The following is a 13806-nucleotide window of genomic DNA, read 5'->3' on the forward strand; positions in this document are numbered from 1 at the left end:
TGTTGTAGTCTGTTGCCTGAATTGGTGCCCAGAAGAAGACTCGAACTTCCACGACCTTGCGGTCACCAGCACCTGAAGCTGGCGTGTCTACCAATTTCACCATCTGGGCAGTATCGGAAGGCATCAACCTGCCGATGGCGCGCACTATACGGAGCGCCTTTTAGGCTGTAAACCCCGGCGATGAAAAAAATTCGAAAAAATTCGCGGGCGGTGTGTTTCGGGTGTTGCAGCGTGGTCAGGGAGGCTTTTTGTCGAGTGGTTTGAGCGTGAAATTTCCCGTTTCATGAGGTCTATGCCAAACTAACCCCTATATATACAAGGTGAAAACTATCTAATGGCCGATTGGCAGTCCCTCGATCCCGAGGCCGCTCGTGAAGCGGAAAAATACGAAAACCCTATTCCCAGCCGCGAGCTGATCTTGCAGCACCTTGCCGAGCGCGGTTCGCCGGCCAGTCGCGAGCAACTGGTCGAAGAGTTCGGCCTGACCACCGAAGATCAATTCGAGGCTCTGCGCCGCCGCCTTCGGGCGATGGAGCGTGACGCCCAGTTGATCTACACCCGTCGCGGCACTTATGCACCGGTAGACAAGCTTGACCTGATCCTGGGTCGCATCTCCGGGCATCGCGATGGCTTCGGCTTTCTGGTTCCAGACGACGGTTCCGATGACCTGTTCATGAGCCCGGCGCAAATGCGTCTGGTATTCGACGGTGACCGGGCGCTGGCGCGTGTTTCCGGCCTTGACCGTCGCGGTCGTCGCGAAGGCGTTATTGTCGAAGTGATCTCGCGTGCTCACGAAACCATCGTTGGTCGCTACTTCGAAGAGAGCGGCATTGGTTTTGTTGTACCCGACAACCCGAAAATCCAGCAGGAAGTGCTGGTGACGCCGGGTCGCAACAACGGCGCCAAGATCGGTCAGTTTGTCGAGGTGAAAATCACCCATTGGCCGACGCCGCGCTTCCAGCCGCAAGGCGACGTGATCGAAGTGGTGGGCAACTACATGGCGCCCGGTATGGAGATCGATGTCGCGCTGCGTACCTACGATATCCCGCATGTTTGGCCCGAAGCAGTGCTCAAAGAGGCTGCCAAGCTCAAGCCGGAAGTCGAAGAGAAGGACAAGGAACACCGCGTCGATCTGCGCCATCTGCCGTTCGTGACCATCGACGGTGAAGATGCTCGCGACTTCGACGATGCGGTCTATTGCGAAGCCAAGCCGGGCAAGCTGCGTTTGTTCTCCGGTGGCTGGAAGCTCTACGTGGCGATTGCCGACGTATCGAGCTACGTGAAGATCGGCTCGGCGCTGGATGCAGAGTCCCAGGTGCGCGGCAACTCGGTGTATTTCCCCGAGCGCGTCGTGCCCATGCTGCCTGAGCAATTGTCCAACGGCCTCTGCTCGCTGAACCCGCATGTCGATCGTCTGGCCATGGTCTGCGAGATGACCATCTCCAAGACCGGCGAGATGACTGACTACGTGTTCTACGAAGGCATCATCCACTCCCACGCTCGCCTGACCTACAACAAGGTCAGCACGATTCTGGAACAGCCGAAAACCGCTGAAGCCAAAAGCCTGCGTGGTGAATACGGCGATGTGGTGCCGCACCTCAAACAGCTTTATGCCATGTACAAGGTATTGCTGGGCGCGCGTCATGTGCGCGGTGCGATCGATTTCGAAACTCAGGAAACCCGGATCATCTTCGGTTCCGAGCGCAAGATTGCCGAAATCCGTCCGACCACTCGCAATGATGCCCACAAGCTGATCGAGGAATGCATGCTGGCCGCCAACGTGGCCACCGCGCAGTTCCTGAAGAAGCACGAAATTCCTGCGTTGTACCGCGTCCACGATGGTCCGCCGCCGGAGCGCCTGGAAAAACTGCGTGCGTTCCTCGGTGAGCTGGGCCTGACGTTGCATAAAGGCAAGGAAGGTCCGACACCGAAGGATTATCAGGCGCTGCTTGAAACCGTTCGTGATCGTCCTGACTACCACCTGATCCAGACTGTGATGCTGCGTTCGTTGAGCCAGGCGGTCTACAGCTCGGACAACAACGGTCACTTCGGTCTGAATTACGAAGCGTACACGCACTTCACATCGCCGATCCGTCGTTATCCGGACCTGCTGACCCATCGTGCGATTCGCAGTGTCATTCGCTCCAAGCAGGATACGCCGCACGTTCGTCGTGCCGGCGCTGCCACGATCCCGAAGGCGCGCATCTACCCATACGACGACGCGCTGCTCGACCAGTTGGGCGAACAATGCTCGATGAGCGAACGCCGTGCCGACGAGGCTACGCGCGACGTGGTCAACTGGCTCAAGTGCGAATACATGAAGGATCGCGTCGGCGAGTCGTTCCCGGGCGTGATCACCGCTGTAACCGGCTTTGGTCTGTTCGTCGAGCTGACCGACATCTATGTCGAGGGCCTGGTCCACGTGACCGCCTTGCCGGGTGACTACTACCACTTCGATCCGCTGCACCACCGCCTTGCCGGCGAGCGTACCGGGCGTAACTTCCGCTTGGGCGACACCGTTGAAGTGCGCGTCATGCGCGTCGATCTGGACGAGCGCAAGATCGATTTCGAGATCTCCGAAGCGGCAGCGGCTGCAAAGCCGACGGCTCGCAAGCGTCGTGGTCATGACACCGCGGCACCTGCTGCCACGACCACGACCACGGCTGAGAAGGATAGGGCGCCTGCCAAGTCCGGACGCCGTAGCGCTTCGACCAAGGAAAGCAGCACCGAAGCGTATCGCCCGAGCGATGCCGCCGCGAAAAACGCAGAAGTGCGTAAAAGCCGCGAGCTGAAAAAAGCGCTTCTGGCAGACGCGAAGGGTGGTAGCAAGGCATCGTCGGGAAAGTCTGACAGGTCGGGTTCTGCGCCCTCATCGGGCAAACCGGCCAGCAAACACCGTAAAGGCTCGTCAAAAACGGGCTCCGCGCCAGCTGCGAAAAGCAGCGGCGCTCGTAAACCCAAGGCCAAGTCATGAGTCAGCTGGAAAAAATCTACGGCGTTCACGCCGTAGAAGCGTTACTTCGTCATCATCCGAAACGCGTCAAGCACATCTGGCTGGCCGAGGGTCGTAACGACCCTCGCGTCCAGACGCTGGTGGCGCTGGCAGCCGAAAATCGCGTCACCATCGGGCAGGCCGAGCGCCGCGAAATGGATGCCTGGGTCGAAGGCGTGCATCAGGGTGTTGTTGCCGATGTGAGCCCGAGTCAGGTCTGGGGCGAGGCTATGCTCGACGAGCTGCTGGACCGCAGTGAGGGCTCGCCGCTGCTGTTGGTGCTGGACGGCGTGACCGATCCGCACAACCTTGGCGCCTGCCTGCGTACTGCCGATGCGGCAGGTGCGCTGGCGGTCATCGTGCCCAAGGACAAATCCGCAACCCTGACGCCAGCCGTGCGCAAGGTCGCCTGCGGTGCAGCCGAGGTCATTCCGCTCGTGGCAGTGACCAACCTGGCGCGTACCCTGGAAAAACTGCAGCAGCGCGGATTGTGGGTGGTCGGTACTGCGGGCGAGGCCGAGGTCGAGCTGTATCAGCAGGACCTGACCGGGCCGACCATTATCATCATGGGCGCGGAAGGCAAGGGCATGCGTCGCCTGACCCGTGAGCATTGTGATTATCTGGTGCGCCTGCCGATGGCGGGCAGCGTCAGCAGCCTCAACGTGTCGGTCGCGACTGGCGTGTGTCTGTTCGAAGCGCTGCGCCAGCGCAGTGTCAAGGCTGCCGGCAAAAAAGCCTGATTGCGGCTTCTGGCCAGAGTGAGCAGGTCGCGCCATGCGATCTGCTCATTAATTCACCAATTGCCTTGCGCCTCCCCCGACCCTTCTCTACAATTGCGCCCCTTGCTGTCACGGCAGGCGCGCATGTGCCTGTCCCTGAGCAAGACCAACAGTGTCATTCACTCCTTGTCTGACCGCTATTTGAGCGGCAGGCTACAACCCGTAAGGAGCATTCATGCGTCATTACGAAATTATCTTTTTGGTCCACCCGGATCAAAGCGAGCAAGTCGGCGGCATGGTAGAGCGTTACACCAAGCTGATCGAAGAAGACGGCGGCAAAATCCACCGTCTGGAAGATTGGGGCCGTCGTCAACTGGCTTACGCAATCAACAATGTTCACAAGGCTCACTACGTGATGCTGAACGTTGAGTGCACTGGCAAGGCTCTGGCCGAGCTGGAAGACAACTTCCGTTACAACGATGCTGTGATCCGTAACCTGGTCATCCGTCGCGACGAAGCCGTAACCGGCCAGTCCGAGATGCTCAAGGCTGAAGAGAACCGCAGTGAGCGCCGTGAGCGTCGTGACCGTCCTGAGCACTCCGACAGCGCCGATGGCGATGACGGCGACAACAGCGACGTTAGCGATAACGCTGACGAGTAATCCACGGACCTTTTGAGGAGCCAATTACATGGCACGTTTCTTCCGTCGTCGTAAATTCTGCCGCTTCACCGCTGAAGACGTCAAAGAGATCGATTACAAAGATCTCAACACTCTGAAAGCCTACGTATCCGAGACCGGCAAAATCGTTCCAAGCCGTATCACTGGTACCAAAGCACGTTATCAGCGTCAGCTGGCCACCGCTATCAAGCGTGCCCGCTTCCTGGCCCTGCTGGCCTACACCGACAGCCACGGCCGCTGAGACCAGGTAGTCGACAAAACGTAACAAAGGATAGAAAGCATGCGTGCCCTGGCTGAATTCATCATGCGCGGCCGTATGCAGGCCACTCTCGTAGTGGCTGGATGTGCGGCATTGCCGCTGTTGTTCTGGTTGAGTGCTGCCGCAGGGTGCCTTGTGCTCCTGCGACGCGGGTTCAGTGATGCCGTTGGTGTCCTGTCCTGGGCTCTGCTGCCGGCTTTGGTCTGGTGGTATTTCGGTGAACCTCGTACAGCCATGGTGCTGGCGGGATCACTGAGTTTGGCAATGGTTTTGCGTGCCAGCGAGTCCTGGGTCCGTGTGCTGCTGGTCAGCGTGGCGTTGGGTGTGGTGTATGCAGTAATTCTGGGCACGGTTTTTCGCGAACCTCTGGAAGCAATGTCGCAGGAGTTGCAGAAACATCTGCCGACAATGCTGGCCGGGCTCTACGAGCAGTTGAACGTAGAAGAGCGAGCGCGTCTGGGGGCACTGATTGCACCCGTCCTGAATGGCCTGATAGCGGCTGTGCTGCAAATCGTCAGTGTGCTGTGCCTGATTCTTGGGCGGTACTGGCAAGCTATGTTGTACAACCCTGGTGGTTTCGGGCGCGAATTTCGCGCCGTGAAACTCCCGCTGGTGCCGGCGTTGGTGCTGGTGGTGTGCATGCTGGTGGGGCCGAATTTCGGTCCGCAGATAGCGATGCTTACACCGCTGTGCAGCGTACCGCTGGTCTTTGCGGGCCTGGCCCTGATTCACGGACTGGTCGCTGAAAAGCGTCTGTCCAGGTTCTGGCTGGTGGGGATGTACATCACGCTGCTGGTGTTCATGCAGCTGATTTATCCGTTGCTCGTGGTAATTGCCATTGTCGACAGCCTGATTGATTTTCGCGGTCGCCGGAGCTCGAAAGATCCCGGCAATGGTCCTGCGAACGGTGAAGGTTAAAAGTTAAGAGGATTTCCACATGCAACTGATCCTTCTGGAAAAAGTCGCCAACCTGGGCAACCTGGGCGACAAAGTAAACGTTAAGGCCGGCTACGGTCGTAACTACCTGCTGCCTTACGGCAAAGCAACCGCTGCAACCGCTGCCAACGTGGCTGCGTTTGAAGAGCGTCGTGCCGAGCTGGAAAAACTGGCTGCAGACAAGAAAGCATCTGCCGAAACTCGCGCTGCCCAACTGGCTGAGCTGGAAGTGACTATCACTGCCACTGCTGGTGACGAAGGCAAGCTGTTCGGTTCGATCGGCACCCACGACATCGCTGATGCACTGACCGCCTCTGGCGTTGAAGTTGCAAAAAGCGAAGTTCGTCTGCCGAACGGCACTATCCGCAACGTTGGTGAATTCGACGTAGCCGTGCACCTGCACAGCGACGTAGAAGCGACCGTACGCGTTGTCGTAGTGGCTGCTTAAGCAACACGTAATCGTCTGGCGGCATTGACGTCAGAGGATTAACATCGGGCACGATCCTGTTCACAGGTCGTGCCCTTTGTCTTTGTGCCATCCCCATTCTGCAAACCCCGAATTGAAGTGGCCATGAACGATATTTCCGCCCCCGAACAATACGATCTGCAAACCGCTGCCCTGAAAGTGCCGCCGCATTCCATCGAGGCCGAACAGGCTGTACTCGGTGGCTTGATGCTGGACAACAACGCCTGGGAGCGGGTGCTCGATCAAGTTTCCGATGGTGATTTCTATCGACATGACCACCGCCTGATATTCCGCGCCATCGCCCGCTTGGCCGACCAGAACAGCCCGATTGACGTGGTCACGCTGGCTGAACAGCTGGACAAGGAAGGGCAGACCTCGCAAGTAGGCGGCCTGGGCTACCTCAGTGAGCTGGCGAAAAACACGCCTTCTGTCGCCAACATCAAGGCTTATGCGCAGATCGTCCGGGCCCGGGCCACGCTGCGGCAATTGATCGGCATCAGTACCGAAATCGCCGACAGTGCGTTCAATCCCGAAGGCCGGACCGCCGAAGAGATTCTTGACGAGGCTGAACGGCAGATCTTCCAGATCGCCGAAGCGCGCCCCAAGACTGGCGGCCCGGTCAGCGTCAATGACCTGCTGACCAAGGCCATCGACCGTATCGATACCCTGTTCAACAGCGACAACGCCATTACCGGTCTGTCGACCGGATATACCGATCTCGATGAAAAAACCAGCGGATTGCAACCCGCCGACCTGATCATCGTTGCCGGACGTCCGTCGATGGGTAAGACCACCTTCGCCATGAACCTGGTCGAGAACGCAGTGCTGCGCAGTGACAAGGTCGTACTGGTCTACTCGCTGGAGATGCCAGGCGAATCGCTGATCATGCGTATGTTGTCGTCGCTGGGGCGCATCGACCAGACCAAGGTGCGGGCCGGCCAGCTTGATGACGATGACTGGCCGCGTCTGACATCGGCGGTCAATCTGCTCAATGACCGCAAGCTGTTCATCGACGATACGGCCGGTATCAGCCCGTCTGAAATGCGCGCGCGGACGCGGCGGATCGTGCGTGAGCATGGCGACATCGCCATGATCATGATCGACTACCTGCAGTTGATGCAGATCCCTGGTTCCAGCGGTGATAACCGTACCAACGAGATTTCCGAGATCTCGCGCTCGTTGAAAGCGCTGGCCAAGGAATTCAACTGCCCGGTCATTGCCCTGTCGCAGCTCAACCGCTCTCTTGAGCAGCGTCCCAACAAGCGCCCGATCAACTCCGACCTCCGGGAATCCGGAGCGATCGAGCAGGATGCCGACGTCATCATGTTCGTTTACCGGGACGAGGTGTATCACCCGGAAACCGAGCACAAGGGCATTGCCGAGATCATCATCGGCAAGCAGCGTAACGGCCCCATCGGCACCACGCGTCTGGCGTTCATCGGCAAATACACGCGCTTCGAGAACCTGGCGCCGGGCAGTTACAACTTCGACGACGATTGACTTCGGGTCGACTCCATCAAATCCGACCACCGTGGTCGGACTTGATCAAAAAATGTGCTATATTCCGCGCCCGCGATTTTTCCAACGTGCAAACGTAGGTCCTGAACATGCAATCAGCCAAGCCGTTATTTGACTATCCCAAGTACTGGGCCGAATGTTTCGGACCAGCACCTTTCCTGCCCATGAGCCGGGAAGAAATGGATCTGCTTGGCTGGGATTCCTGCGACATCATCATTGTTACCGGTGATGCGTACGTGGATCACCCGTCTTTCGGCATGGCGATCATCGGTCGTCTGCTCGAATCCCAGGGCTTCCGGGTCGGGATCATCGCGCAGCCCAACTGGCAGTCCAAGGACGACTTCATGAAGCTCGGCGAGCCGAATCTGTTTTTCGGTGTCGCTGCCGGCAACATGGACTCGATGATCAACCGCTATACCGCGGACAAGAAGATTCGCTCCGATGACGCCTATACCCCTGGCGGCATGGCTGGCAAGCGTCCGGACCGCGCAAGTCTGGTCTACAGCCAGCGCTGCAAGGAAGCCTACAAGCATGTACCGATCGTGCTGGGCGGCATCGAGGCTTCGCTGCGCCGAATCGCGCACTATGACTATTGGCAGGACAAGGTTCGCAACTCGATCCTGATTGACGCCTGCGCCGACATCCTGCTGTACGGCAATGCCGAACGCGCGATCGTCGAAGTCGCCCAGCGTCTGTCCTACGGCCACAAGATCGAAGACATCACCGACGTGCGCGGTACGGCGTTCATTCGTCGTGACACGCCGCAGGGCTGGTATGAGGTCGACTCCACGCGTATCGACCGTCCGGGCAAGGTCGACAAGATCATCAACCCGTACGTCAACACCCAGGACACGCAGGCCTGCGCCATCGAGCAGGAAAAAGGCAACGTCGAGGACCCCAACGAAGCCAAGGTGGTGCAGATTCTCGCCAGCCCGCGCATGACCCGCGACAAGACGGTCATCCGCCTGCCATCGGTGGAAAAGGTCCGTAACGACGCTGTGCTGTATGCCCACGCCAACCGCGTGTTGCACCTGGAGACCAACCCGGGCAACGCTCGCGCGCTGGTGCAGAAACATGGCGACGTGGACGTCTGGTTCAACCCGCCGCCCATTCCGATGACCACTGAAGAAATGGACTACGTGTTTGGCATGCCTTACGCGCGCGTCCCGCATCCTGCGTACGGCAAGGAAAAGATCCCTGCCTACGACATGATTCGTTTCTCGGTGAACATCATGCGTGGCTGCTTCGGCGGCTGCACCTTCTGCTCGATCACCGAGCACGAAGGGCGGATTATTCAGAACCGCTCCGAAGAGTCGATCATTCGCGAAATCGAAGAAATCCGCGACAAGGTGCCGGGCTTTACCGGGGTTATTTCCGACCTGGGCGGGCCGACCGCGAACATGTATCGCATCGCCTGCAAAAGCCCGGAGATCGAGTCGGCCTGCCGCAAGCCGTCCTGCGTATTCCCGGGTATCTGCCCGAACCTGAATACCGATCACTCGTCGCTGATCCAGCTGTATCGCAGCGCGCGCGCCTTGCCGGGCGTGAAAAAGATCCTGATCGCCTCCGGCCTGCGCTACGACCTCGCGGTCGAGTCGCCGGAGTACGTCAAGGAACTGGTTACTCACCACGTAGGTGGTTACCTGAAGATCGCCCCGGAACACACCGAGGAAGGTCCGCTCAACCAGATGATGAAGCCGGGCATTGGCAGCTATGACAAGTTCAAGCGCATGTTCGAGAAGTACACCAAGGAAGCCGGCAAGGAGCAGTACCTGATTCCTTACTTCATCGCCGCCCACCCGGGCACCACCGATGAAGACATGATGAACCTGGCGCTGTGGCTCAAGGGCAATGGTTTCCGCGCGGACCAAGTGCAGGCGTTCTACCCGTCGCCGATGGCTACGGCCACCGCCATGTACCACTCGGGCAAGAACCCGCTGCGCAAGGTCACCTACAAGAGTGATGCGGTCACCATCGTGAAAAGCGAAGCGCAGCGTCGTTTGCACAAGGCTTTCCTGCGCTATCACGACCCGAAAGGCTGGCCGATGCTGCGTGAGGCACTGGAACGCATGGGCCGTGCCGACCTGATCGGGCCGGGCAAGGATCAACTGATCCCGTTGCATCAGCCGGCTACTGACAGCTATCAGAGCGCGCGCCGCAAGAACTCGACGCCAGCGGGCAGCCACAAGGTTGCGAAAAATGCCAAGACCACGCTGATCCAGACCCAGCACACCGGCCTGCCGCCACGCGGAAGCGATGGCAGCAAGCCGTGGGACAAGCGTGAAGAGGCCAAGGCTGCCGCCATCGCGCGCAACAAGCAGGCCGCCAAGGAGCGCATGGATGCAGCCAAGGGCAAAGGCACCAAACCGCCCAAGCGCAAGCCAGTAGTGCCACGCTAAGGCGAGGTATCCGCGCAGACGCAGAGCGTCGCACGATAGTTGGTATTATCGTCCCTCGTTCTGTGGGTGTACCTATCATGTGCTCGTGTGCTGATAGTGCCGGAAATGTAGGGTCGGGCAGTGCTGAAAACCCACCTGCAATCCCTTGTGGGAGCGAGCTTGCTCGCGAAAGCGGTGGTTCAGTGATGACGCCTTCGCGAGCAAGCTCGCTCCCACGGGGTGGGAATGCCTTGGGTGAAGCTGCGCGTCTTACACCTGCAACGCGCCGCATGCGTATCCAAACGCCTTCACAATTCTTCACCCCCCACTCAATCCCTCTGCCACACTGTCTGCCTTATTACTGTGCGACCCTTGCACCGTTGGCTTCGGCCGGCACGATTTTGGTGCTGCGCCTGTTCAGGCGGGGAATGCCACTCTCGTTGGCGCACGACTTTGACCGGATGGCATAAGTCTTGCGCGGCTCAATTACCGTTCAGGCTCGCAGGAGGCACGCCGTGTCGATTCATATTGCCTTGCACCATGTCACGCACTATCGCTACGACCGCGCGGTCGAACTGGGTCCGCAGATCGTTCGCCTGCGTCCAGCCGCTCATAGCCGCACACGCGTGCTGTCTTATTCGCTGAAAGTCCTGCCTGAAAACCATTTCATCAACTGGCAGCAGGACCCTCAAGGCAATTACCTCGCGCGTCTGGTCTTCCCGGAAAAGACCGACGAATTCCGTGTCGAAGTCGATCTGGTCGCCGAGATGGCGGTGTTCAATCCGTTCGACTTCTTCCTGGAGCCCTACGCCGAGAACATTCCGTTCACCTACGCCAGCGAAGAGCAGCGCGAGCTGGCGCCGTACCTCGAAAAACTGCCGCTGACCCCGAGATTTCAGGCGTATCTGGACAGCATCAGTCGCGAGCCGATTCCGGCCATCGACTTCCTGGTCGGCCTCAACCAGCGCCTGAGTCAGGACGTCGCCTACCTGATCCGCATGGAACCCGGCGTTCAGACCCCGGAATTCACCCTGGAAAACGCATCGGGCTCGTGCCGCGACTCCGCATGGCTGCTCGTGCAGCTATTGCGTCATCTGGGCATGGCGGCGCGCTTTGTGTCGGGCTACCTCATTCAGCTCAAGGCCGATGTCGAGGCGCTCGACGGGCCGTCCGGTACGGATGTCGACTTCACCGACCTGCACGCCTGGTGCGAGGTCTATCTGCCGGGCGCAGGCTGGGTCGGGCTGGACGCCACGTCCGGCCTGTTCGCTGGCGAAGGACACATTCCTCTGGCGTGCAGCCCCGAGCCTTCCTCGGCAGCACCGATCAGTGGTCTGGTCGAGCCGTGCGAAACCGATTTCAGCCACGAAATGTCGGTCGAACGCATCTGGGAGGCGCCGCGCGTCACCAAGCCTTACACCGAAGCGCAATGGCAGGACATTCAGGCGCTTGGTCGACAGATCGACGCCGATCTGCTGCGCGACGATGTGCGTCTGACCATGGGCGGCGAGCCGACCTTCGTGTCCATCGACGACCGCGATGGCGCCGAATGGAACACCGCCGCGCTGGGGCCGCGCAAGCGCGAGCTGTCCGCCGAGCTGTTCCAGCGCATGCGCGGGCATTACGCGCCGCTGGGCATCGTGCATTTCGGGCAAGGCAAATGGTATCCAGGTGAGCAACTGCCGCGCTGGTCGCTGAACTGCTTCTGGCGCAAGGACGGCCAGCCGGTGTGGCGCAATAATGCGCTGATCGCCGATGAAACCCGTGACTACGGTGCTACGGGCGAACTGGCAGGGCGTTTTCTCGCCAGTGTTGCCGAGCGCCTGAAGCTGCCGGCCCGCTTCGTTTTCCCGGCTTACGAAGACAATTTCTACTACTTGTGGCGCGAAGGCGCATTGCCGGTCAACGTCACCGCCGAAGATTCGCGGCTGGGTGACGAGCTGGAGCGGGCCCGTCTGCGCAAGGTCTTCGCTCAGGGGCTGGACAAGATGATCGGTCAGGTTCTGCCGCTGGCTCGCAACGCGGACGGTGACAGCTGGCAGAGTGGCCGCTGGTACTTGCGTGACGAGCATTGCCGTCTGGTGCCGGGGGATTCTGCGCTGGGCTATCGATTGCCGCTGGCGTCGCAGCCTTGGGTCAAGGCGGCGGAATACCCGTTCATTCATCCGACCGACCATAACCAGGACTTCCCCGAACTGGCCGACAGCGACTCGTTGACCTCAGCGCTCAAGTCCACAGACACGGACGCCGAGCGCCCGCCGAAGATCGACGAGTCGGCCGACTGGCTGACCCGCACGGCGCTGTGTGCCGAAGCGCGCGAGGGGCGGCTGTACCTGTTCATGCCGCCGCTGCAAAAGCTTGAGGAATACCTTGAACTGGTGGCGGTGATCGAGGCGACTGCAGAGGAACTGCAGTGCCCGATCCTGCTGGAAGGCTACGAACCGCCGAGCGATCCGCGGCTGTGCAATTTCCGGATCACGCCGGACCCCGGTGTGATCGAGGTCAACGTGCAGCCTTCGGCGAGCTGGGACGAACTGGTCGAGCGCACCGAGTTTCTCTATGAACAGGCGCGCCTCACGCGTCTGACCACCGAGAAGTTCATGATCGACGGCCGTCATACTGGCACCGGCGGGGGCAACCATTTCGTGCTGGGCGGCGCAACGCCGGCAGATTCGCCGTTTCTGCGGCGTCCGGACCTGCTGCGCAGCCTGATCAGCTACTGGCACAACCATCCTTCGCTGTCGTACCTGTTTTCCGGCCTGTTCATCGGCCCGACGTCTCAGGCACCGCGCATCGACGAAGCGCGCAATGATTCGCTCTACGAGATGGAAATCGCTTTTGCACAGATGCCGAAGCCAGGCGAGCAGGTTGCGCCGTGGGTGGTGGACCGTCTGCTGCGTAACCTGCTGATTGACGTCACCGGCAATACCCACCGTGCCGAGTTCTGCATCGACAAGCTTTACTCGCCCGATGGCGCAACCGGACGCCTGGGGCTGCTCGAGCTGCGCGCCTTCGAGATGCCGCCGCATGCGCGCATGAGCCTGGCGCAACAGTTGCTGCTACGGGCGCTGGTGGCGCGCTTCTGGCGTGAACCCTACGCACCCGCGAAGCTGGCGCGCTGGGGCACGCAACTGCATGACCGCTTCATGCTGCCGCACTTCATCGAGCAGGATTTTGCCGATGTGGTCGCCGATCTCAACGCGGCAGGCTACCCGGTGCAGGCCGACTGGTTCTCTGCGCACCTGGAATTCCGCTTCCCGAAAGTGGGCGATTACGCCGTCAACGGCATCGAGCTGGAGCTGCGTCAGGCGCTGGAGCCCTGGCATGTCCTGGGTGAAGAGGGCTCGGCCGGCGGCGCGGTGCGCTACGTCGATTCATCGCTGGAGCGTCTGCAAGTGCATATCAGCGGGCTGCCACCGCAACGCTACGTGTTGACCTGTAACGGTGTCGCAGTGCCCCTGCAGCCGACCGGACGGGTCGGTGAGTTCGTCGCGGGTGTGCGTTATCGCGCCTGGCAGCCGGCCAATTGCCTGCAACCGACCATTGGCGTGCATGCGCCACTGGTTTTCGATCTGCTCGACACCTGGATGCACCGCTCTCTGGGTGGCTGCGAGTATCATGTCGCCCATCCGGGCGGCCGTAACTACGAAACCTTGCCGGTCAACGCCAACGAAGCGGAAAGCCGTCGCCTGTCACGTTTCTTCCGCATCGGCCACACCCCAGGCAAACTGGACGTTCCGTCGCTCAACATTAACGACGAGCTGCCGATGACGCTGGATATGCGTCTGCATTAAAAAAACAGTGGCTCTGTGCGTCAGATGCACACGGACGTGACATCTGACTGCACTAATCTGAAGTC

General features: G+C 60.0%; 9 protein-coding genes and 1 tRNA gene. 9 read left to right on the forward strand and 1 reads right to left on the reverse strand.

The genetic code is table 11. The features are described from left to right. Positions 1–22: 22 nt before the first annotated feature. Positions 23–109: transfer RNA gene (locus BLR16_RS14935), tRNA-Leu, on the reverse strand. Positions 110–334: 225 nt separating this feature from the next. Between BLR16_RS14935 and rnr the strand changes: the two genes are divergently transcribed. The 9 genes from rnr to BLR16_RS14985 all read left to right on the forward strand — a co-directional run bounded on the left by rnr (position 335) and on the right by BLR16_RS14985 (position 13741). After that, the gene (rnr, locus tag BLR16_RS14940; protein ID WP_074806806.1) at positions 335–2974 is read left to right on the forward strand and encodes a ribonuclease R; all 2640 of its coding nucleotides are present in this window, start codon (positions 335–337) and stop codon (positions 2972–2974) included. Then, complete coding sequence (gene rlmB, locus BLR16_RS14945) at positions 2971–3732, forward strand: 23S rRNA (guanosine(2251)-2'-O)-methyltransferase RlmB (protein ID WP_003317206.1); 762 nt, start codon at positions 2971–2973, stop codon at positions 3730–3732. The genes rnr and rlmB overlap by 4 nt, the downstream gene beginning before the upstream one ends. Positions 3733–3946: 214 nt before the next feature. Beyond that, a complete protein-coding gene (gene rpsF, locus BLR16_RS14950; RefSeq protein ID WP_002551828.1) occupies positions 3947–4372 on the forward strand; it encodes a 30S ribosomal protein S6 in 426 nt (141 codons plus the stop codon). A gap of 28 nt (positions 4373–4400) precedes the next feature. After that, complete coding sequence (rpsR, locus tag BLR16_RS14955; RefSeq protein ID WP_002551829.1) at positions 4401–4631, forward strand: 30S ribosomal protein S18; 231 nt, start codon at positions 4401–4403, stop codon at positions 4629–4631. A 39-nt stretch (positions 4632–4670) separates the two neighbouring features. Beyond that, positions 4671–5567, forward strand: coding sequence for a YybS family protein (locus tag BLR16_RS14960; protein ID WP_003366336.1), 897 nt, complete (start codon positions 4671–4673; stop codon positions 5565–5567). 19 nt (positions 5568–5586) lie between these two features. Continuing rightward, complete coding sequence (rplI, locus tag BLR16_RS14965) at positions 5587–6033, forward strand: 50S ribosomal protein L9 (RefSeq protein WP_003317208.1); 447 nt, start codon at positions 5587–5589, stop codon at positions 6031–6033. Positions 6034–6156: 123 nt separating this feature from the next. Further along, positions 6157–7551: a replicative DNA helicase gene (gene dnaB / locus BLR16_RS14970; protein ID WP_003366338.1), complete on the forward strand. Its 1395-nt coding sequence runs from the start codon at positions 6157–6159 to the stop codon at positions 7549–7551. Between the two features lie 107 nt (positions 7552–7658). Further along, the gene (locus BLR16_RS14975; protein WP_074806809.1) at positions 7659–9968 is read left to right on the forward strand and encodes a YgiQ family radical SAM protein; all 2310 of its coding nucleotides are present in this window, start codon (positions 7659–7661) and stop codon (positions 9966–9968) included. A gap of 494 nt (positions 9969–10462) precedes the next feature. Beyond that, positions 10463–13741, forward strand: a complete 3279-nt coding sequence (locus BLR16_RS14985; protein ID WP_024663740.1) for a transglutaminase family protein — start codon at positions 10463–10465, stop codon at positions 13739–13741. Positions 13742–13806 lie beyond the last annotated feature (65 nt).

Source organism: Pseudomonas sp. BS3767, from assembly GCF_900099665.1.
GTDB lineage: Bacteria > Pseudomonadota > Gammaproteobacteria > Pseudomonadales > Pseudomonadaceae > Aquipseudomonas > Aquipseudomonas cerasi.

Coding starts and splice junctions, on each gene's coding strand:
- rnr (WP_074806806.1), top strand. CDS start 335: ATGGCCGATTGGCAGTCCCTCGATCCCGAGGCCGCTCGTGAAGCGGAA.
- rpsF (WP_002551828.1), top strand. CDS start 3,947: ATGCGTCATTACGAAATTATCTTTTTGGTCCACCCGGATCAAAGCGAG.
- dnaB (WP_003366338.1), top strand. CDS start 6,157: ATGAACGATATTTCCGCCCCCGAACAATACGATCTGCAAACCGCTGCC.
- rpsR (WP_002551829.1), top strand. CDS start 4,401: ATGGCACGTTTCTTCCGTCGTCGTAAATTCTGCCGCTTCACCGCTGAA.
- rlmB (WP_003317206.1), top strand. CDS start 2,971: ATGAGTCAGCTGGAAAAAATCTACGGCGTTCACGCCGTAGAAGCGTTA.
- BLR16_RS14960 (WP_003366336.1), top strand. CDS start 4,671: ATGCGTGCCCTGGCTGAATTCATCATGCGCGGCCGTATGCAGGCCACT.
- rplI (WP_003317208.1), top strand. CDS start 5,587: ATGCAACTGATCCTTCTGGAAAAAGTCGCCAACCTGGGCAACCTGGGC.
- BLR16_RS14975 (WP_074806809.1), top strand. CDS start 7,659: ATGCAATCAGCCAAGCCGTTATTTGACTATCCCAAGTACTGGGCCGAA.